Annotated in this window: 21 protein-coding genes; 13 read left to right on the top strand and 8 right to left on the bottom strand. The window is 52.0% G+C overall.

Going from position 1 to position 19,771, the window contains the following annotated elements:
• Positions 1 to 3: 3 nt before the first annotated feature.
• The 8 genes from MY55_RS17235 to MY55_RS24660 all read left to right on the top strand — a co-directional run bounded on the left by MY55_RS17235 (position 4) and on the right by MY55_RS24660 (position 6,139).
• On the top strand, positions 4 to 711 hold the full coding sequence (locus MY55_RS17235; RefSeq protein WP_157889363.1) for a hypothetical protein: 708 nt from the start codon (positions 4 to 6) through the stop codon (positions 709 to 711).
• Positions 712 to 872: 161 nt separating this feature from the next.
• Positions 873 to 1,817: a hypothetical protein gene (locus MY55_RS23750; RefSeq protein ID WP_152681967.1), complete on the top strand. Its 945-nt coding sequence runs from the start codon at positions 873 to 875 to the stop codon at positions 1,815 to 1,817.
• Positions 1,818 to 1,941: 124 nt separating this feature from the next.
• The gene (locus MY55_RS17230) at positions 1,942 to 4,362 is read left to right on the top strand and encodes a pyocin knob domain-containing S74 family peptidase (protein ID WP_065202785.1); all 2,421 of its coding nucleotides are present in this window, start codon (positions 1,942 to 1,944) and stop codon (positions 4,360 to 4,362) included.
• Positions 4,359 to 4,841, top strand: coding sequence for a hypothetical protein (locus MY55_RS17225; RefSeq protein ID WP_065202784.1), 483 nt, complete (start codon positions 4,359 to 4,361; stop codon positions 4,839 to 4,841). Before MY55_RS17230 ends, MY55_RS17225 begins: the two co-directional genes overlap by 4 nt.
• A 2-nt stretch (positions 4,842 to 4,843) precedes the next feature.
• Positions 4,844 to 5,122: a phage holin family protein gene (locus MY55_RS17220; protein ID WP_047244117.1), complete on the top strand. Its 279-nt coding sequence runs from the start codon at positions 4,844 to 4,846 to the stop codon at positions 5,120 to 5,122.
• A 72-nt stretch (positions 5,123 to 5,194) separates the two neighbouring features.
• A complete protein-coding gene (locus MY55_RS17215; RefSeq protein WP_065202783.1) occupies positions 5,195 to 5,641 on the top strand; it encodes a CHAP domain-containing protein in 447 nt (148 codons plus the stop codon).
• Positions 5,638 to 6,063 carry a hypothetical protein gene (locus MY55_RS17210; protein ID WP_065202782.1) on the top strand — a complete coding sequence of 142 codons (426 nt, stop codon included), beginning with the start codon at positions 5,638 to 5,640 and terminating at the stop codon, positions 6,061 to 6,063. Before MY55_RS17215 ends, MY55_RS17210 begins: the two co-directional genes overlap by 4 nt.
• Entirely contained in the window at positions 6,008 to 6,139 is a 132-nt protein-coding gene (locus MY55_RS24660) for a hypothetical protein (RefSeq protein ID WP_425266116.1), read from the top strand. Before MY55_RS17210 ends, MY55_RS24660 begins: the two co-directional genes overlap by 56 nt.
• A 184-nt stretch (positions 6,140 to 6,323) precedes the next feature.
• Here MY55_RS24660 and MY55_RS23745 read toward each other — a convergent pair whose 3' ends face one another.
• The 4 genes from MY55_RS23745 to MY55_RS23740 form a co-directional block, all read right to left on the bottom strand.
• The gene (locus MY55_RS23745) at positions 6,324 to 7,562 is read right to left on the bottom strand and encodes a hypothetical protein (protein WP_157889362.1); all 1,239 of its coding nucleotides are present in this window, start codon (positions 7,560 to 7,562) and stop codon (positions 6,324 to 6,326) included.
• The gene (locus MY55_RS22835) at positions 7,540 to 7,944 is read right to left on the bottom strand and encodes a GNAT family N-acetyltransferase (protein WP_081284743.1); all 405 of its coding nucleotides are present in this window, start codon (positions 7,942 to 7,944) and stop codon (positions 7,540 to 7,542) included. Before MY55_RS22835 ends, MY55_RS23745 begins: the two co-directional genes overlap by 23 nt.
• Positions 7,945 to 7,997: 53 nt before the next feature.
• Positions 7,998 to 9,047, bottom strand: a complete 1,050-nt coding sequence (locus tag MY55_RS22830) for a protein kinase domain-containing protein (RefSeq protein WP_081284742.1) — start codon at positions 9,045 to 9,047, stop codon at positions 7,998 to 8,000.
• Between the two features lie 82 nt (positions 9,048 to 9,129).
• On the bottom strand, positions 9,130 to 9,294 hold the full coding sequence (locus tag MY55_RS23740; protein ID WP_157889361.1) for a hypothetical protein: 165 nt from the start codon (positions 9,292 to 9,294) through the stop codon (positions 9,130 to 9,132).
• A gap of 558 nt (positions 9,295 to 9,852) precedes the next feature.
• Here MY55_RS23740 and MY55_RS22825 point away from each other — a divergent pair.
• The 3 genes from MY55_RS22825 to MY55_RS23735 all read left to right on the top strand — a co-directional run bounded on the left by MY55_RS22825 (position 9,853) and on the right by MY55_RS23735 (position 12,049).
• Positions 9,853 to 10,593: a PAS domain-containing protein gene (locus tag MY55_RS22825; RefSeq protein WP_081284741.1), complete on the top strand. Its 741-nt coding sequence runs from the start codon at positions 9,853 to 9,855 to the stop codon at positions 10,591 to 10,593.
• Between the two features lies 1 nt (position 10,594).
• Positions 10,595 to 11,491 carry a DMT family transporter gene (locus tag MY55_RS22820; protein WP_081284740.1) on the top strand — a complete coding sequence of 299 codons (897 nt, stop codon included), beginning with the start codon at positions 10,595 to 10,597 and terminating at the stop codon, positions 11,489 to 11,491.
• Positions 11,492 to 11,587: 96 nt separating this feature from the next.
• Positions 11,588 to 12,049, top strand: a complete 462-nt coding sequence (locus tag MY55_RS23735; protein WP_157889360.1) for a hypothetical protein — start codon at positions 11,588 to 11,590, stop codon at positions 12,047 to 12,049.
• Between the two features lie 370 nt (positions 12,050 to 12,419).
• Here MY55_RS23735 and MY55_RS22815 read toward each other — a convergent pair whose 3' ends face one another.
• From MY55_RS22815 to MY55_RS17195, 4 genes are read right to left on the bottom strand one after another with little or no spacing between them, the layout of a single operon-like run.
• Entirely contained in the window at positions 12,420 to 14,561 is a 2,142-nt protein-coding gene (locus MY55_RS22815) for a phospholipase effector Tle1 domain-containing protein (RefSeq protein WP_167595308.1), read from the bottom strand.
• Positions 14,558 to 15,088, bottom strand: coding sequence for a DUF3304 domain-containing protein (locus MY55_RS22810; protein WP_081284738.1), 531 nt, complete (start codon positions 15,086 to 15,088; stop codon positions 14,558 to 14,560). The genes MY55_RS22815 and MY55_RS22810 overlap by 4 nt, the downstream gene beginning before the upstream one ends.
• Positions 15,089 to 15,104: 16 nt before the next feature.
• Positions 15,105 to 15,950 carry a DUF4123 domain-containing protein gene (locus tag MY55_RS17200; RefSeq protein ID WP_065202780.1) on the bottom strand — a complete coding sequence of 282 codons (846 nt, stop codon included), beginning with the start codon at positions 15,948 to 15,950 and terminating at the stop codon, positions 15,105 to 15,107.
• Between the two features lie 3 nt (positions 15,951 to 15,953).
• On the bottom strand, positions 15,954 to 18,599 hold the full coding sequence (locus MY55_RS17195; RefSeq protein WP_065202779.1) for a type VI secretion system Vgr family protein: 2,646 nt from the start codon (positions 18,597 to 18,599) through the stop codon (positions 15,954 to 15,956).
• 263 nt (positions 18,600 to 18,862) lie between these two features.
• On the opposite strand from MY55_RS17195, the gene MY55_RS23730 reads away from it, so the two are divergent.
• Together MY55_RS23730 and MY55_RS23725 are read left to right on the top strand one after the other, a co-directional pair.
• Complete coding sequence (locus tag MY55_RS23730; RefSeq protein WP_157889359.1) at positions 18,863 to 19,186, top strand: hypothetical protein; 324 nt, start codon at positions 18,863 to 18,865, stop codon at positions 19,184 to 19,186.
• Positions 19,187 to 19,235: 49 nt separating this feature from the next.
• A complete protein-coding gene (locus MY55_RS23725) occupies positions 19,236 to 19,727 on the top strand; it encodes a hypothetical protein (protein ID WP_157889358.1) in 492 nt (163 codons plus the stop codon).
• Positions 19,728 to 19,771: the final 44 nt, after the last annotated feature.

Below are 19,771 nucleotides of genomic sequence, written 5' to 3'. Positions count from 1 at the left end.
TTCATGGTGTCAAACCGCAATGGCGGCATTGTGGTGAGCGACCGCACCTATTCCATGGTGTATGTCGGCCTGGCCGAATTTTCCGGCGTGACCGGGGCGGCGCTGCCGGTGTATCCGGGGCGGGAGGATATCGCCAAATGCGGCACGACGATGTGCTACTACGTCAACAATTGCCCGTTTGAGCCGCTGCCCTTCATCCGGCGCAATGCGGGCTGGGCGGGCATTGTCGGCGTCCAGCCGGCGGGGCTGAATCGCTGGGAAATCACGGTGGTGGTCTACCCGGCCAATCCGCCGCAAATCCTGGTGTTTTGTCGGACGCCGAATACCGGGCCGGCGGGGCGCTGGGGCATGGTGCTGCGCGGCCCGGATGGCTCGCTGCGCTATGACAGCAACCGGCAAAATCTGGTGCTGGCGGACATTCTCAATCATGCGCCTGGCGGCATTTACCCGTGGGAAAGCATGTGGAACTGCACGACCGTCACGCCGCTGCGGGTGAATAACCCGAACCTGGCGTTTTGTTATTCGGCGACCGGCAAGGCAACGACCGACAACAACTATTGGAGCTATTACTTTTTGCTGGTGGCGCGGCTGTCGGATGCGGGGTTTGAAACCAAGTATTCGACGATAGCCAAGGGCGCGCAGGTCAGCGCCGGCTATTACGACCACGTCCCGCAAGCGGTGATGGTGATCGACGCCAGCCTGTACATTTAGGGGGATGGTAGTGTACTTGGTCTAAAGTGAATCAAGGCTAGTGTCGTAAGCTATTGCGGGCTAGCTGCATGGTTAGGGAGTTTGGGGCGCATAAAGAATGATCTGCATATAGGTGCTGTGATTGATGCCCATGGGAAACTACCACTGAGAGGCGGCTGGAAATGAAGTTAGTAAAGAAATTTTCAAACTCACTTACAATTTTAAGTTTGATTGTGTGGGTGCTTTTTCTTGCGGCTGCTATAACTGCTGGATTTATTCTGATAAATTGGCGACCGCCTGATGATTTAACTGACCAAGGTTTTAATCATGTATTAGATATTTTCAAATTCCCACTGACATGTTTGGCTAGTGTGTTTGTGGTGATGACTGTCAGGGTTGCTGTTGCTGCATTATTAGCCTCAACCCAGCAAAGTGTAGCTGCAACGTGGTTGCTTATTCAATCTGGTTTTTTGGCATATGTGAAGAGTGACCGGCGTATGTACATTGCGTCATTGCAAGCAGATCCATTTTTGGATGATTTTAGCGGTGTGACTGATAATGATGTGATGATGGGGGTGATTTATATGAGTCCGCAAACCACGCTTCGTCGCTTATTTAGTAATGTAAATAAAATTGATGGCCTGGAGCCTCAGGTTAATCCTTTTGTTTTGAAAAAGCTTGATGATCTAGAAGTTTTATATGATCGTATCAAGCAGGAATTGGCGGGAGGTGAGTCAGCATGGCTCGTTACGCTTGCTGATATGGCTGTGCTAGTTCGAGGGCTGCGCATATATCTCGCAGTAAAGTCTGCAACTATGGACGGTTGGAAGTTTCCGCCGGTTCTTCAAAGTGGAGCATTGGAGCGTAAGGCCATGCCGGCGTTTGAGAGGAAAATACTTACATCAATCACTTTTGGTATGAAACTGGAGTTATTGTGTTTGGCAGATGTTTTTCATTTTTGCCAAGCACTAGAATTTAAGACGCATAGTGTAGTGAAGATGGCTGTGGGTGTCGGTAAGATTGGAAGTGATTTGTGTAGCAGAAGTGGTTATTCTGATGAGAAGTATAGGATTGAGGATTTGTGGGTAGATCCGCATAGGATTCAAGGGGAAAAGATTAATATTTAACTTAAAGTGCATTGGTTTGGTTGAGGCGTGATAGGCAAAGACTTTTAGTATTTACTTTTTATGCTTGGCTAGCAGTTAGTCGTGATTCCACCCGCTTCGGCGGGTTTTTTTATGGGCGTAGGAAATGGCAACAGAGGTTTCGTGGTATCGGGTCGGGCAAATCAGCGTCGCGCCCGGCGGCCTGGTGGTGAAGGGGGCGGCGACCCACTGGCGCGGCCAGGTCAATCCGGGGGATATCCTGATCGGCCCGGATGGCCGGCTGTATGAAGTCGCCGAGGTGGACGAGGGCGGCGAGGCGCTGACGCTGCGGACTCCCTACCTGGGCGATATGGCGGCCGGCGCGCCTTACGCCATCGTGCGCAACTTCACTGGCTCGCCGCTGGGCCAGGTGGCGGCCGAGCTGGCCAAGATGCAGCGGCGCTGGCTGACCACGCTGGCCGGCTTCCGCGATGTGCTGCTGAGCGAGGAGCCGCAGGCGACGCTTTACGACGAGCTGGGCGGCGCGCATGCGGTGATGTCCTGGCCGGCGATAGACAAGGCCGTTAAGGCGGGGCTGGCGTCCATGGAGGCGGCGCGGGTGATGGTGGTGGACAACTCGGGCGAACTGATCGCCAGCCGCACGGCGGCGGGGGCCAGCGCCAAGGCCAGCGGCGACAGCGCGGCGGCGTCGGCGGCCAGCGCCAGCGCCGCCAAGGCGAGCGAGGACGCCAGCCGCAAGAGCGCGGATTTCGCGGCGGCGGCGCAGGAGCAGGCGGGCGGCCATCGGCAGGCGGCATCGGCGGCGGCCAGCGCGGCGGCGCAGTCGGAAAAAAGCGCGGCGGCCAGCGCCGGCATCCTGTCGAGCGCGGCGGCAGCGGTGGAAGAGGCGCGCAAGCTGGTGAATGGGCTGGACGCGCGTTTTGCGACGCCCGCGCAAGTTGACGCGGCGCTGGCGCGAGTGGTGGACGGCGCGCCGGGCCAGCTGGACACGCTGCGCGAGCTGAGCGCCGCCCTGGGCAATGACAAGGACTTCGCGGCCAATATGACCGCACAGTTGGCCAAGAAGCTGGAAGCCGGCGACCTGTCCCGCGTCGGCCTGGGCGGCAATGCGCAAAACATCAGTGCCGGCGCGATGACCGACAAGCGCCCGAATGGCTTCTACCACGTCCAAACCGAGACGGTGACGGGCGGCCCGGCGGGCGTGGGCAATGGCATGCTGTTGGTGAACTTCCTGAGCGACAAATGGGGCGTGCTGACCTATCGCGCCTGGGGCGGCGGCGTCTATGAGGCCCGGCTCGAAAACGGCGTGTGGTCGAGCTGGGCGCGGCACTGGCACAGCGGCAACGATGCGCCGCTGTCGCTGTTCCGGGGCGAGCTGGACGGCAAGGCCGATCTGAACACGCTGCAGCAAAACGGCTGGTGGTGGCAACGCGCGAATGCCGCCGCCGCCAGCGGCGCGAACTACCCGTGCGGCGATGCCGGCGCGCTGAGCGTGTCCAACGCCGGGAACATGACGTTCCAGCAGTATCAAACTTTCAGCACGGAACGGCCGCGGCTGTTTTTGCGGAGCCGGTACGGCGAGGCGTGGGGGAAGTGGCGCGAGGTCTGGCACAGCGGCAACCACGGCGCAGGGTCCGGCCTCGATGCCGATACCCTGGACGGCCTGCAGGGCGCGGACCTGCTGACGGTCAGCAGCGACCAGACCGTGGCCGGCGCGAAAACGTTCGCCCAGCCGATCCGGGCGAATGCGCCGGGCGGCAGCTGGGACAGCTGGGCGGGCGCGGCGCGCGGCCCGGCGCTGCAGCTGAATTGCCCGGACGCGGCGCAGGCCTACGCGGTGTGGCGGGCAGGCAAGCCCGGCGGCGAGCAGCTGGCGGCGCTGGACGTGCGCGCGGGCGGCGACAAGCCGGCGGCGGCCGTGCTGCACCTGGCCGGGGAGGGCGTGGCGGTCAATGCCCACGCCTGGACCGGCAACGACTACGCGGCGGCCGGCAACATCCAAGCCGGCGGCCGGCTGGTGAGCGGCGAAATCAACGCCAACGCCACGGGCGGAACCGATATCGGCGTCGAGGTGCGCAACAAGCCCGGCAGCGAGGGCGACGACGGCATGGCGGCCATGGGCTTCCATTGCCAGGGCAAGTTCGGGGTCAAGCTGGGCTTGCGCGCGGATGGCGTGTTCGGCCTGGGCGGCTGGAGCGCCAGTTCCTGGCGCTGGTACGTCAACGCCGCCACGGGCGACATGACGGCCGCCGGCAACGTGACGTGGTTTTCGGATAGGCGGCTCAAGACCGACATCGAGCCGATTACGGATGCCCTGGGCAAAGTGTTGCGGCTCAATGGCTACACCTTCACCCGGACGGATACCGGCGCGCGCCAGGTGGGGCTGATCGCGCAAGAGGTCCAAGCGGTCCAGCCGGAAGCCGTGATTGAAGCTGCCGACGAAAACAAAACCCTGACCGTCGCTTACGGCAACCTGGCCGGCGTGTTCGTGGAGGCGATGAAGGAACAGCAGCGCCACATCACGCGGCTGGAGGCCCGCATTGCCCAGCTGGAGGCCGCCGCATGACGCTGCCGGTAAATGGGACGCTGTCGGCGCGGGAAGTGAATGTCGAGGTCAGCCGGCCTGGCGCGGCGCTGGGCAACGCCGGGGAGCCGGTGTTCCGGGCGCTGGCGGAGGTGGGCGACAGCGGCAGTTATTCGGCGATGGCGTTTTACGGCAAGAACGTCATCAAGCCGCTGACGGCGGCGCTATCCACCTATCTGGACGAGTCAACATTCGTCGTGGGCATCGGCCGGCCACGGGTGTATGTCGAGGTGACATGCACGCCTGGCGGCGGCGTGCCGCCGTATGCCTACGCCTGGGAGATGCTGTCCGAAGATCGCGGCCATCCGTTTTATTCAGGCGAGGCGACCAATAAGATTTTGTTTTCGGGCGACCCGAAGGGCTATGGCTCAACGTGGCGCTGCCGTGTAACGGATAGCCAAGGAAAGGTGGCGTATAGCCCCGTCCTGACGTTGGTATTTAAATACAGAAAGTTGGGTTAGTGATGCAAGAGCATGAAAAGGCGCTAGCGGCGCTGGTGGGGGTGGGGGCCGCTATCGGGCTGGGCAAGCTGCTGGTGAGCCAAGAGCAAATCACGGCGCGCTTGGCGGTGGGGCGCGCCATCCTGGGCGGCGGCACTTCGACGGTGGCCGGCGTGGCGCTGACGCAGTTTCCAGAAATGCCGCTGCCTGCCCTGGTGGGGATCGGGGCCGGCATCGGCATTCTGGGCGCGCAGTACCTGGAGGCGTGGTTAAAACAGCGGGCCGACAAGATCGGCAGCTGAACGCAGTACAAGGCATTTATCAATCTGAGGCCCGCGCAAGCGGGCTTTGTCGTTTCTGAGGGAGTGAAGGTTATGGAATTGGTGCAAGTCGCAATCAGCCAGCTGGGCGTGGAAGAGCAGCCGCGAGGCTCCAACGATGGGCCGAAGGTGCGCCAGTACCTGCAGGCGGTGGGGATCGGGTTTCCGGCGTCCTGGTGCATGGCGTTCGTCTACTGGTGCGCCGAGCGCGCGGCGGCCGAGTCGGGCGCGGCCAATCCGCTATTGAAGACTGGCGGCGTGCTGAAACAGTGGAATGAGCGTCCGGCGCTGCGGGTGAGCGCGCCGCAGCCTGGCGACGTGTTCATCATGGATTACGGCAAGGGGCTGGGGCATACCGGCATCGTCGAACGGGTGGACGGCGACAAGCTGCTGACCATCGAGGGCAACACCAACGCCAGCGGCGGGCGGGAAGGCTACGCCGTCTGCCGGCGCGTGCGCAGCGCGAAACTGTGCAAGGGGTTTCTGCGGGTGGGGGTGTGAGCGTGCTGGAAGGGCGTTTAAAGGCCGCTGGCGGCGTGGTGTTGCTCGCGGCCTGGCTTGGGTCGGCTTGGTGGGCGTATGGCCATGGCGTGGACGTTACGCGCCGGGAATGGGCGCTGGCCGATGCGCAGCGCGGCGCGACGGAAGCGCGCGCCGATCTGGCCGGCTACCGGGCGGAGGTCGAGCGCCTGCAGGCGCTGTCGGTGCTGATCGAAAACAAGCTGGAAGCGCTGCGCCAGGCGCAGCCGAAAATCAATGAAAGGTATAACCGTGTTGTCGAGAAAAGCCCTTTGCCCGCTGATTGCCGCCCTGGTCCTGAGCGGCTGCGCGAACTCAACGCCGCCATCGAGGCCGCAAACACCGCCCTTGCCGGCCAACCTGGCCAGGCCTTGCCCGCATCTGGAGCCGGTGACGGTGGATAGTTGGGATGCGGTGGGGCGGGGGTATATTGCTATTGCGATGCAATACGGGGTGTGTGGCGTGCGATCTCTTCGCTAGCTTGGTAGGTAAAAAAATGCCCTGCGCTGCAGGGCATTCTTCGTAGAGCTTGGTGGGTTTTCATCTTCTGCTTTCGGATTCACGTTTTTAGTAATCTATTTGAATTGTGTTAATTACTTTGGTAGGGAAAATTGCTTATGTAGAATTTTTTTAAGGGGGGTAGAGTTAATGAAATTATTTATCTTTATTTTCTGTTGTCTAAGATTGAGTAATTAACTAAATAGTCTGTTGCGTGTTTTATCAATTCCTCACGAATAGATTGTGATGCCTCCCAGTTGTCAGAGCGGATTCCAGCTAGTCCCATATATATATTCAATCCTTGATGAAATACTTTCTTGTTGCTCTCTATTTTATTAAGCATCAATGCCTTTGCGATTATTGTACATACAAACTGTCGCCAGCTTAATTTTAACCATCGAAAATCTACACCGAATGAAATTAATTCCGAATCATTAAATGAGCGCGAAAAAGGGACTCTTCGGCCTTTTAGCTGTAGCTTATTTGTTTTTTGAGATATTAAATTTGCAACTACAGTAGCATCGCCATCAAAATTTTTTGAATCGCAATATATAACAATTGCATCGCATCGATTTGCTACTCTTTCATTCATTATCATTTTTATGGAGGTTGCCGGTGAGTTGGCAAAGGTGTCAAAAATTACGCGTAGAATCTGCTTGTTAATTTTTGATGAAGAGGTGGATATATAAACTTTTTCACTAATGTCCCATCTTTTTTCCGTACCTACTTTTCTCCAGACTATCCAATCTTTCCTTGATCTATATACTTCCATGATTCCTAGTGAACTTAGTTCATTCTTTATTTCTTTCGAAAATTCTTTTACTGCATTGGAGACTTTGGCGGAGCGCATGCCTCTCGAGCTTTTGCCGAAGTATAGCCTTTCCATTATAAGTCTAAAGTCATTCCCTTTTTTTGCAGCCTTCTCTATAAATCGTTGATGGAACTCATCATATCCTCTTCCTGCTAGTTCGAAATTTTTGAATACGATATAAAGGAAATCAAAGGTAGATAGTTGTTGTTGAGCATTGAATACTAATAGCCAACCATTAGTTATCATAGTCAACAAGAGCGAGACTGATTTTTCTGGTGTTCTTGTAGAAGAATTTGAAAGGATTCTCAACATTTCTTGCAGGCGAGTGCTTTTGTTTTCTATAAGGAGTTGAGCAATATCGCTGCTGACCTGCTGTCGAGATGAAACTACACCATTTAATAGAATGATATATGGGTTTTCGTCTGAATTGCGTTGTATTTTTTTTGCAAGAGATGATATTCGATTTTTCCCATAGTCATTCTCTACCTTGCTTAGATATGCGCTTGCACTTGTTATGGATAGGTCTGGGTTTGTTTTTAAGGTAAATTCATTTTCAAGAAGAGTAATGGCATTAGACGGATATTGACATTGCATTCAGTTTTCCTCTCAGCTTAAATCCATTCTTTTCGAAAAAAACTACACTGTTATTTAATGCTTCTAAGTAAATAGAGCTAGCATTTGCTTCAGTGATGAATTTTTTAACAAGCTTGCTTCCAATGCCGAGCTTTGTCGAATTGACTCTAGTGATCACTTCTGCGATCCATGCGATTTTATAGTGATCGGTGTAGCCTCTTAAAAATCCAAGAACTTTCCCATCTGAAATTGCGATTAATGTTACCCCTGTTCCAATGGCTGTTTTTAGGGATTCAGCAGAGAAATCTGAATTTTCTCCCCAGCCATTTTCAATGTAAATTTCAATCATCTGTAAGACAGTGCCGGAGTCTATTTCGACCCCCTGTATTATTTCAAAATCCATATCATCACCATTTCAATTTCAAACGCAAATTGATATTTCACTTAATGGTCGGGTCAAGAAAGTTTATGTGTCAGATTGACTCTTATCCAATTGGCTATTTCTTTATTTTTCAACTGTTCCAATTGGTCTAGATTTGAAATGGAAGGGCTGGAGATTATATTATTTAAGTACTCATTTTTAATTAAATATTCCAACGGATCAACCAGTGGGGTTTTTAATAGGAGGTGGTATATTAATGATGCAACGGAATATAATTCAGATTGAAATGTTTTTTTTAATGTTTTCTTTTTAAGCCATGCATTGGCAACATCCGGAGGGCAGTAAAATAAAGTAGCTACCGGATTTTCCTCTCTGGTAACTTTAATGTCTAGTCCTTCAATTTTGCAATCGAGCCGCGCCCATTCAAAATCTACTAGGAAGACTTCTCCAGATGAATCAACAATTATATTGTTCATGCTGACATCGCCATGAAACATGTTGACTGCATGTAATTTTTTGTAGCAGCTGATTATTTTTTCGGAAATTTTATATCTGTCTTGTAGGCTTTCTTTGAATAGTGATGGTAAGGTTAATCCTTCTATATATTCACAACAGAGCGTGCCTGCCGTCGGGTCATAGCTAATAAATCCTGGAGAGATTGCTAAGCTATTTTCTTGTATGTACTTTAAAGAATTTGCTTCGTTTTTAAGTCTGCAACTTAATTTGTCGTCTAATATTCTTTTATAAAAGAATTTCCCTTCTCGCCATATGTCATACTTTATGCTGTACTCTCTTCCTCTTTCAAAGGAGTGACGCACTGCTCCTCTTTTTGTCACTATCCGCTTTGCTAATAGTTTCCTATGTATCTCTTTTAAGTTTTCAGGAAGTGATTCAAGAAATTTATTTTCCGACTGTAAGCAATTCGTTTCATACTTACTTAGTAATTCATCAAAATAAATAGCTGAATTTCCAGTTAAAACTGTGACCGGTATCTTACCGTTTTTATCAATCAGAAATACTGCACCTCGAGTAGGGATTTTTGCATTATTTATAGTGTTTAATTCTGCGGGAGAAAGATCTGTTTCCTTCTTTATAAGAATGCTGGAGTGTATTTCAAATGGCATGATATGTGGGTGGGGCAGACAAGAGTGATCCAAATTAAATAGCCAAGAGGGAGTGGCTCCCCCCTTGGCTATAAGCCTTTACTTACTGCATGGTATCCATCACATCGCAGGTACCGGAACCTCCACACTTGGTTTCAGCGAGACTACCGCCAGCAACAAACTCCAAATCAGCAAGGGACAGCTCAATGATTTCGCTATCAATAAACGAAGACATTGTTGCAGCGGACAAGCTTTCTTTTTCGAGCATGATTTTTCCTTGAAAATATCTGAAATATCAAAGCGAGCTATTAAAACAAAATTTGCCATAATTTTGGCGGTATTTATTTGACATTAAAAAAAATTGAATGTCAACAATTCTTGAGTGCGCAATGGGAGGAGGGTTAACTTGTGGGGTGAATATATTGGTGAGATTTATTTGAATTAAAACAATAAGCATAGTGTAACTCGACCATAAGGAACTCCTAAATTATTCTCATTTTGGTTCGAGCGTGACGATTTATTTGAGGGTCGCTAGCGCGTGATCTCTTTTCACTAACATGTCAATTAATGAAAACACCCTGCAGCGCAGATTTTTAGAGGTTGCGATATGTTGAAATGCGAATTTATTCTACATGGATAGTTATGCGTAAAAAAAACTGTCCTTTGGGACAGTTTTGATGGTGTGTGAACAGGTTCTAGGCATAAGGCGGAAAGCTGTGTAGGTGGTCAAATTGCTTTCCCAGTGTGATTGTGGCAAATTGATTATGCATAATGTACGCAGTTGATTTGTACTTTATTGAACAGTCCACACGAAAAGGAGCTGGCTGTGAATCCTCCGTATTCATTCAAAAATTTCACCGAGCTGGAACTATTTATTGATCAGCTAGAGAGTATCGGCCAAATGGCGGGTGCCAAAGACATTCATCATAACTTTCTATATGTGAATGAGAGTTATGCTGACTTTCATGGAATATCGCGAGATGACATTGTAGGTCAGAAATCTGAGAATATGCCAAATGGAATTTCTGTGCTATCAAAGCTCTTGTTTGAGCAGGATCAGATTGTTTTACATAAGCGGAAGAGGATTATTATGGGCAGCATACATCCTCATCGAAGTGGTGATCCGAGAGCATATAAATTCAGAAAATTTCCAGCACTGATAAATGATAAAGATCCAATCATTCTCTTCGCTGGTGAGGATCTAACTTGCGACACAACCTTTTGGAGTGAGATATTGTGTGGCATTGAGCCAATGGTAAAGTTTGAAAAGTTGGTTGCTGCATCATTCAATCAGTTGCAAGAGCAAAAAGAAATAAAAATCCCACTTAATGAAAGTGAGCTATCTGTTCTTTGTCTCTTGCTTCGCGGAGTTCCTGTTAAGCGAATTGCTGGCCTTTTTGATCTTTCTACGCGTGCTGTTGAAAATAGAGTGGAGTCACTGAAAGATAAATTCGGGGCATTGAATCAACAAAATTTGATCGATGTCGCAAGGAGGAAAGGATATCAGTCTCTTTTATCGCGTGCCATTTTTAAAGAACATATGACTTACAATCTCTTGGTAGAGTGATATGAAGCTCAGTAAAACCATTCTTATCGTTCTTCTATCCACGGGTATTTTTGGCTTCAACTATGTTGCCGCTAAAGTTAGCTCAATACATATTGATCCGCTAGAAACAGCAATGCTGAGAGTGGTTTTTGCTGCGCTGCCAGCCTGTTTGTTCTTGCGACTTAGCAAGAAAGAGGAATATCGCTATGTGCTGCTTTATGGGCTAGCGTTCGCCTTTGGCTTGTTTCTGTTTTTTAAAGGACTTAAGACAGGGATTGATACTGGAATTTCTTCCGTCATTATGCAGTCTGGCTCATTGTTTACGGCTGTTGGCGGGATTTTTTTCTTAAAGGAGAAGTGGAATAAATTTAATATTATTGGCTGCTTGATTGCGGGGCTTGGGATTTACTCTATCTCCAAGATCAAGGGAGGAGGGGTAAATGTTGCTGGAATTGCTTTTGTGCTAGGGTCAGCCTTTAGTTGGACATTTGCTAACTTAGCCGTTAGGTTGTCCAGAACTGAGCGTCCATTGGCCTTTGTCTCCTGGGGGAGCTTGGTTTCTGCAGTTATTTTCTTTGTAATTAATATTGTAGCTGGAAAGTCCATTATGGATACGGTGTTGCGGATTGATCAGCAAACCTGGATGGCTATCGCTTTTCAGGGTTATGTGACAACATTGATTGGCTATGGTCTTTGGACGCTGTTGTTGAGTCAAAACCAGCTAGTCTTAAGTGCCCCTAGTTATTTACTTGTTCCTGGCTTTGCGTTACTCTTTTCTCATATTGTTCTAGGTGAGGTTGTTACAGCAGAAAAGGTGTTTTTCTCTCTTATTGTTGTAATAGGTATTGTCGTTAATGCAAGTTCTCAGAGCCTTGCTTCGCTGGAAAGAGAAAAGAAAAAAGCTGCAATGCTAACATAGCTGTATTGCTTTGATAAGGTGGTTCTCCCCCCTTTTTTTAATAATTGAGATAACTACAATGGCCATATCAAAACTTTGACTTGTTGGGGTTTAGATATGGCCGATTCAGAACTATTGTCATTGGAAAATTTTCAACCAGAATTTTGTAAGATTGTTGCCGATCATATCCAGAAAGATTTAAATCCAGTAGAGTGGGAGCAGTTGTTGGTGCTTGCACAAACTGGTATTCCTCATTCTCCAGAACTATCCTTCATGGCTTTTGATTCCATAGAAGGGCGAGTTCGTCATTTGTCCTTTGTAGAAAATATCTCCCCATTGGAGATGCTTTCTACCCCTCATTTTTATCAGCGGCTGCAAGTTATCGGGAAACTATATGGGCAGCCTGTTTGCTACTATGCGGGGTGTGGCATCTATCAGTGGAGCCTAACGCCTAGTGGTGATTCGCTTTGCTTCTGGCTTACATATCCCGCTTACCCTCCGGGGTGGCCAGTAGGAGAGGAACTGGATTTGCCATTCCCACGCCAAGGGTTTGATTCGTATTCAAAGTATTTGATGTGAGTGGTCTGGATGAGTAAGAAGAAGGAGGGCCGGCCTCAAAGCTGGAAATGGATTTGAAGAAGGGTAGGAGGAGGCGGAGGCGGGGGACGTAAATGGATGCTGTAAAAAAACAGCCACAGGTTTGTGGCTGTTTCATTAAAGTTTGTACGCAATGCTCTTCACTTATGCATCTTGCCCTGCTGGAATCAGGGCGTTGTTTTCTACCCCTTGGGGCCGCTTAATGCGGCCTTTTTTTTCCTCACGCTTGAAGGCGGGAGGGAACTCCAGCATACCGCTGTCCGCGCGGCTAGGCAACCATCAAGAGATTCATTTTCGTTGCGGTTTAGTTCACGTTTAAAGCTTGTTAAGCTTAATCAAGATTAAGCGAGTCTTAAAGGCTCTGAAGTTGGTCACGGAACTTTATGCCAAGCTGCATCATGTCTTGCTGATGAGTCTTTTCTAGTTGATTAGTCGATAGTCCTTGGTCTTTCAGAATGGCTTTTTGGTTTTCAAAGACCATATTGCGTATCCTGACTTGCTCATTGTAATCGTGAGCTAGCTGATCCTGGCGAGCTTTTAGTGTGTCGCGCGCGAGGAAATCAATTGAGCTGGTCGTTTTCGCATAGCGTTCGTAGCGGCCTACGAACGTTGCGCGCTGATGGGCATGTCCGCCAATCTCGCGGCGGGTATTTGTCATTGCAGATGCGACCGTACCGCCAGCGCCATCTCCTTTGACCAGATCGGAATAGTCGCTATCCGTCACAACGGGATAATTTGAGCTGTCAATTTTCTTGGGATCGTCTGAGTCGCCTGGCGCGCACTTGGCTAACTTCTGTTCGAATGGGCTGAGTTTCTTCGGCGTTAATCCGATTGCGGGATTGTATATGACGCTCTTGCTCTTGTGCCTTGCATCTGCGATACGTTGTTGTCGCTGCCATGCAGTTGTCGGGCCGATCATATAAAATGAGGCATGCGAGTCATGAAGATGTTGATCAAAGAAATCATGAACATCCTTCGGAACGGGTTGCTTACCCTCTTCCGATTGCAGCCGCAATAGCTCAGCAGCTTCATTAACTTCGCTTTCTACTATGCGCGCTCTGGATAGGTCACCTTGCCAATCTTTTTCACTGGCGCGCATGTCCTCTAAGTCTTGCTTGTCGGAGCGCGAGCTGCGCTGTGTAGCCCCTTTGCTAAGCTGTTGGATGCAATCTTGCTGCATAAACTGCGGGCTAGTCGCAATGCGCCAATGCCAATATTTTTTCAAATGGGCATAGAGTGCATCTTCTACCATGCGGCCGCCTGCGTTGGCCCATGCCATATAGGTATTAAAACGTTTAATGAGAAGTGGGTCAATTTCAAAGTCTTGTGCGGCAGGATCTCTTTTTAGGGCTGAAAGAGAGCGAAGGGGAACGCCTGCAGCTCTTGCGTCGTTATACATATTGAGCAAAGCTATTTGACTTAGAAGCTTTCGTCTATGGCCTACGGCCTTCCCTTGGTCGCCAGGGCCATAGCCACCGCCTACGTCAGAATGCGAGCCAGGGTAAACAACTTCAACTGCATTTAGGGGCATGCTGCCATCTTCATGCCGAATGCTGGTTAACGGGAAGGAGTAACGCACTTCATGCGAGGCCACATAATGGCGGCACTGTTTGGTGAAGCTGGTTACTTTTAACATGTCCGGCGTAGCCCAGCTGTTTTGACCATCTACGACACCATTGGCTGAGCGACCTGGTGCTCTCCCTATCCCTGGTGTTGAGTGTGCCATCCCGACGGAAGCAACAGTGTCAAATATTCCTAAGAAATAAAGACGAATCGGGACGCATCCGGCAAATAACCAAGTATCGCCCTGACGTTTGCAAGATAGCTCCAGCCAGCGGCAAAATACTCTAGCTAATGCGGCTCCGCGTGAGAAACCGAACACGGCAATGTTGACGATCTCTATTTTGGGCGTATTTTTATTATTTCCTATGTTGAGTGCTAGTTTTTTTTGAACTGCATCAAGTGAGGAGAGGTCAGGGAATCTAGGATTAGGATTTCTATCTTTAGCTACTCTTAGCTCTTTTTTAAAATCTTCCGCGGTGAATAGGCGCTTTCCATTAAATGCAAGAGATATGTCATTGCATAATTGATAGTATGCATAACTTAGCCTGGCTTGGCCACCGGCAGCCATGGATAACCCCATATCTGATGGTTCATTTTCGTTGATGTCTTTAAAAATAGTCCCCACGCCTTGCATGTAATGGGTGTAATGGTTTGCCTTTTGATCATCAATTGCTGTTTCATATAGTGAAACAATATTTGAATGATCGCATCGATATCTTGGTTTTCCACTATTTACTGCGTCTACTAAATCTCTGTCGCGGTTGTTATTTGTTCCATCGAAAAAGAAGTTTGACCATATGTTAGTCTTGCAGCTTGGCTCGGTTTTTTTATTGACATTGTTGCCAAGCTCAGCTTTTGTTTGAAAGCGTGCAGCTTTTTGAGTGGTGCTTTCTTTTTCAGGTGCCGGGCAGCTAGCATTTTGTACACTCATTTGGATGCATCCTTTGGCTTGATGCTGCCCTGAGGCCATATCCCCTCTAGTGGCCTTGGGCCATCTTCTATAAGTGTGCCAAATTCCTTATGGGATGGATGTTCTTTATGGAATAGGGACATGTTTTCAACGTAGATTCTAGCATCATCATTTGGCAATAAAACAACCTGTACTTCGGCCATCGTCTTCCCATCGTAGGGAGGGATGGTTACAGTTTTGCTCTTGGTTGTTAGTATAAATCCTCCGCTTGCATCTCTTTTTTCGCACTCTGGAGTGTCGTGTATGCAAACACTTCTCTCCCATTGAAGCTTTACGGATGTTCCTGGTTTGTATTCTCTTGGTAAAGTAATTGAACCTGCCGTTCCGCCGCCTTCATTTACTCTTGGGCCACCGACCCAATGTCCATCCGCCCACACCATACTAATGTCGTGATTTGTATAGTTATATGCGCCGACCGGAACGGCGAGCATTTCATCTTTGCATCCGGTTAGTATGGCTATAAAAGATATTATGAATAGAATACGCATTTATCTGTCCAAGAGTTTATTCTGATAGTGCAGCTGTAAGGAGTTGCCCCTTGCGGGTTCGATTCCAGAACTCTTGCCATTCTGTTTCTTGATGGAAGCTATCACCCTGCTCAAATGCAAGTGAGGCAAAAAGGGCTTGGCTCGGTTCATCCTGAATGCCGTAACTGCTCATCGCTTCAGCCAGCTGGCTAAGACGCAGATGGAGCGATGCCGGTGTTTCGTCCTGGGGCAGCTCCACTTCATAGTGTGCGAGGATCGGCGGGAGCATGTCCGGCCGGGCGCGGTCCATCATTCTATCGAATTGCGCTTGCGTAAACTCCAACGGTTCCCACGGCGCCGGAATCGTGGGTGTGTCGCGCAGGGTGGCCGCCTCCCATTCGCCAGTGCGGCCGATCCAGCCCCAGCGGGCGACCTGGGAGGCGAGCATCGTCAATTGCTCGTCGGACATCAGCGGCAGCACGTTGGCTAGTGTGTGGGTGTCGGCAAAGCGCAGCAGCAGCTTTTGCCCGTCGTCGGTGCGGAAGTCGCTGAGCCAGTGCCAGAACGCGCTATCCGGGACGGCATGGCGGAATTCCACCACGCTGAGTAGTGGGCGGCCGGACGTGATGGCCAGCCATTCCGGCCACCACTCTTGCAGATGCAGCGGCTCTGTCCAAATTAGTGGGCCGAAGTCTTCCAGCGCATCCATCGGGGTGTCATCCAGCGCGCGCTGCCAAGGCTGGCGGCGTTGCAGCCAGCGCTTTTCCTTGGCGTCGAGCTGGCTGCCATCCATCAGCCAGCAGTAATGGCCGTTTTCGTTTATGGCCATCCATTGATGCAACTGCGGCAGCAATTCCGGGGCGTGGCGATTCTGCAGGAACATGGCTTAGGCTCCGGGCGTGGTGGTGGCGACCGGGCTGCGCGCGGCCATCGCTTTCAGTAGGCAGGGGATGCAGACATTGTTGGGGAACTGCGGCAAGGGCGGCCCCATCTGATCCGGCCCGCTCCAGTCGTGTTTGCCGGCCTTGATACTGACGTTGCCAGGCGCGTGCAGTTCGATCTTGCCATCCTTGATCCAGACATAGGCGCCGCCGCTGGTCAGCAGGATTTCTTGCTTGGCGTTGGCGTGGATCTTTTGCTTGGCCGATGTGATGGTCAAGTCCTGGTCGGCGGTCAGTTCCATGGCGTCGCTTTGCGCCTGCAGCTGCACCTTGCCTTTCGCCGCGATCAGCTTGAACGCCACCTTGTCCTTGACGCCCGCGACGAACAGACTGATATGCATGCCGACATTGTGCAGCCAGCGCCGGCCGGTGGTGTGGTTGCTGTCGCGCTGGGCAATCAGATCCAGATTTTGGCCGGCGGCCAGGGTCTGGCTCTGTTCGGTCAGGCTGGCGATGCCGGCCGGGGCGGACAGGATGATAACGGGCTGCTGGCCGGGAACCTCGCCGCCGCCGTTGGTGTTGGTGCCGGCCTCCCACGCCTTCAACGCGCTGGCCAGGTGCGCCAGGTGGCCTTTTTCTTTTATGCCGTCCTTGGCGTTGTCCGGGGTGATTTCGTCCGGGCCGGTTTCCATGGCGTCGGCCAACTGGCCGGCGGCGGTTTCCGCCAGCGCCTGGCTGAGACTCTGCGCGGCGTCGAGCTGGCTTTGCGCATGTTCGCGCGCCAGTTGCTTCCCGCCTGCGCCGTTCTGCGCCTCGGTGGACAGTAATAGGCCGTGCCCGGCGCGAATGGCTCCGTGGTTGTCGGTGCGCAGTTCGAAGCCTTCGCCGCGTGGCTGGGCCATGCCGTCGCTGCGCGGGTAGGTCAGAAAGCCTTGATTCAGCTGTGTCTTGCCCGGCTCGCTGGACAGCTTGGCGCGGACTTCGCCAGGCGTGTCGTCGAACAGCAGCTCGTTGTAGCCGCCGCCCTGGTGCTCTTTAGACTGGATGCCGGAAAGCGTCTTGTTGGCTGGCAGGCTGCCGGCGCCGCTGAATGTCGGCGTGCGGTGGCTGCCGTTGTACAGCATGCCGGTAATCAAGGGGCGGTCGATATCGCCCTCAATAAAGTTGACCAGCACTTCCTGGCCGATGCGCGGAATGAACTGATGCCCCCACGCCGCGCCGGCCGAAGGCATGGCCACGCGCAGCCAGCAGGATGACTTGTCGTCCATCCCCGCGCCGATGGTCGGGTGTTCGTCCGGCCGCTGCCAGTGGAATTGCACTTTGACGCGGCCGTGCTCGTCGGTGTGGACCTCTTCGCCGGCCGGGCCGACCACGGTCGCGGTTTGGGTGCCTAGGCTGGTCGGCTTGGCGTGCGGGGTGTCGGCATAGGCCGGCGTCAGCGGGATGCCGCGCCGTTGCGCCTGGAATTCGGTCTGATAGGGCGCGGTCGTCGAGTCTGCCGCCTGCAGGCCCAAGCCGGGGGCAATGGCCTGCAGCTGCTGGGATAGGTCGCCCGGCAGGTTGTTGCGGGCCTGGATGCGTTGGCCGGTGACGACGAATTCGCGCTGTTCCGCGCTGTCGCCCTGGTGCGCCGGGTGGTCGTCCAGCCGGAACCACGCGCCGGCCTGCAGGCCGCGCACCGCACCGAAACCGGTGAAGGTCTTGGCCTGCAGGTCGTGCGCCTGCTGGCGTAGTTGGGCGTAGCGGCTGAGCTGGTCGGCGTCGCTGGCGTAGTAGAGGCCGGGGGCGTCGTAATGGTTAAGGCTGCTCTGCAGCGCCTGGCCGGCCTGTCCCTGGTCCACCTGGCTTGTGTCGCCGCTGTGGCTGGTGCGGGTGGGCTGGTAATCGTAGCTGGCCAGCGCCACGCCGCCGGCGACGATCTGGCGCGCGGCCTGCCAGTCGGTCAGGCCGTCTTGCTCCTCGGTGGCGTCGGCGCGATGGAAGCGCACGCTTGGCGCGCTGCCGGCGGGCAGGCTGAAGGCATCATCAAACACGACAAGCCGCACCTGGGGGCTGTCACCATCGACGTGTTCGAAGCGCCAGGCGAAACCCTCCTCATGCATCAGCCGCACGATGAAATCGAAGTCGTTCTCTCTATATTGCAGGCAGTAGCTGCGCGAAGGCTGGGCGGCATCCACCTTGATGTCCAGCGTCTGCACGCGGGCAAAGGCCGGATTGGCGGCCTGATGCTCGCTGATGATCTGTTTGATGATGTCAGGCACCGTCATGTCCTGGAACACGCGGGAAGTCCGACGATGGCGCAGCAAGGCAAAGGGTGGCTCCACCGTGAGGCCGTAGCGGGCAAAGCCGCCATCGCTGCCGAGCAAGCGCGCCTGGCTGATCACGCCGCAGCGCACGTCCTCGCCGCCTTCGGCATTCATCAGGCCGATGCGGGCCGGGTGGCCTAGCAGGGACTTGAGTTCAATCTGGCCATCCGGCGACAGGCAATCCAGCTGGAAGCGGTAGGGGCGGGATACGCCTTCCTCGCCGTCCAGCGTCTGCGGCAGCAGCTGTTCCGGGCCGGCGGCGTCGCTGGCGATGGCAAGGGTGATGTGGCGGTTATTTTGGGAAAAGGCTGAGGCGAAGCTGGCGAGAAGTGCGGTGATGTCCATGGTTCTTCCATGTGCGCGCCTCTGTTTGGGGCGCTTGTGCGACTGCAACATAAGTGAGAAGAACGAAGGATAACCGTTTTATTGATATGGATGTGTTGGGCTGAGACTGTCCATTTGGACAGGTTTGGCTTGCAAATGACGAGGTGTTTGCCCTCTGTTATGATAAATGAGTTCTTCTTGTATTGTGCTGATGGGTTGCCTAGCCATATCTTTGGAAACCGAAATTACCATCGTTATCAGGAAAATTTAGAAAAGGAAGTGTTATGCGGAATGGTCTGATAAATCTTGTCTTTGTTTTTGCAACGGCTAGTTCGCTTGCTGATGGTTTGCCAGAAGTCAAAATTTTTAAAGTCGATGTTATTAAGGAAAAGGCAGGATTTTCTTTGGGAATGCCAGCGGATGAAGTCAGTATTTCAAATGTCAGGCGTGCAGATAACCTGACTGTAAAATTTAATGCCCAAGCAAAAGGCAGAGCATTCCAATGCTATTACACAGGCGCGGGAGAGGTGAGTAGTGATGCATTGTGCTCGCCTCTTGATGGTCAGCCTATGCCTGCTAGTATGCCCGTCAGTCCGCTCTATCATTAATCTCAGATTTCTACCTGTAATTTAATAATTAAGTTTTGTTAGGACGCATGTGGCAATTGATTACTCAAAAACTCAGTCCATTCTTAAGGATGAATTGATAGATTACGGTGCTGCTGTTGAGTTTGTGGCAAGTCATGCTGATGCAGCTGCTTTTGCTTTTTTCCCATCTCATCGAAATGGGAAGGTTGTAGGCGGAACAGTGTTTGCTATCACTAGTCAAACAGAGGAAGTGTCAGACGAACATTGGACGTTAGAGACTTTTGGGGGCTTGTTTCACAGTAGTAGTGGCGAAGAGGATACTTTATGGCCGGAAGACCTGGAGGAATTAGATTTTCAGGGAATTTATGGAGTAGATTTTCGCAGGCTTAGATATAAGATAGTAGTACGGGGATTGGTTTCCCGTGCATCTAGTATGGAGACGCAATGTTCTCTTGGAATATTGCACCAGTATGATGGCGATATTGAACTAAACCCGGCATTTGGTTTGTGCGTACCGGATGATTGGGAGAAGTGGCTGAGTATGCATCTGCCAGTTAATTGAGTGAGGATTAAAGATTATAAAAAAAGCGCCAACGACGCTTTTTA

Source organism: Chromobacterium subtsugae, from assembly GCF_001676875.1.
Lineage (GTDB): Bacteria > Pseudomonadota > Gammaproteobacteria > Burkholderiales > Chromobacteriaceae > Chromobacterium > Chromobacterium subtsugae.
Note: the sequence above shows the minus strand (reverse complement) of the source record. Positions and strands in the feature narration are given on the sequence as shown.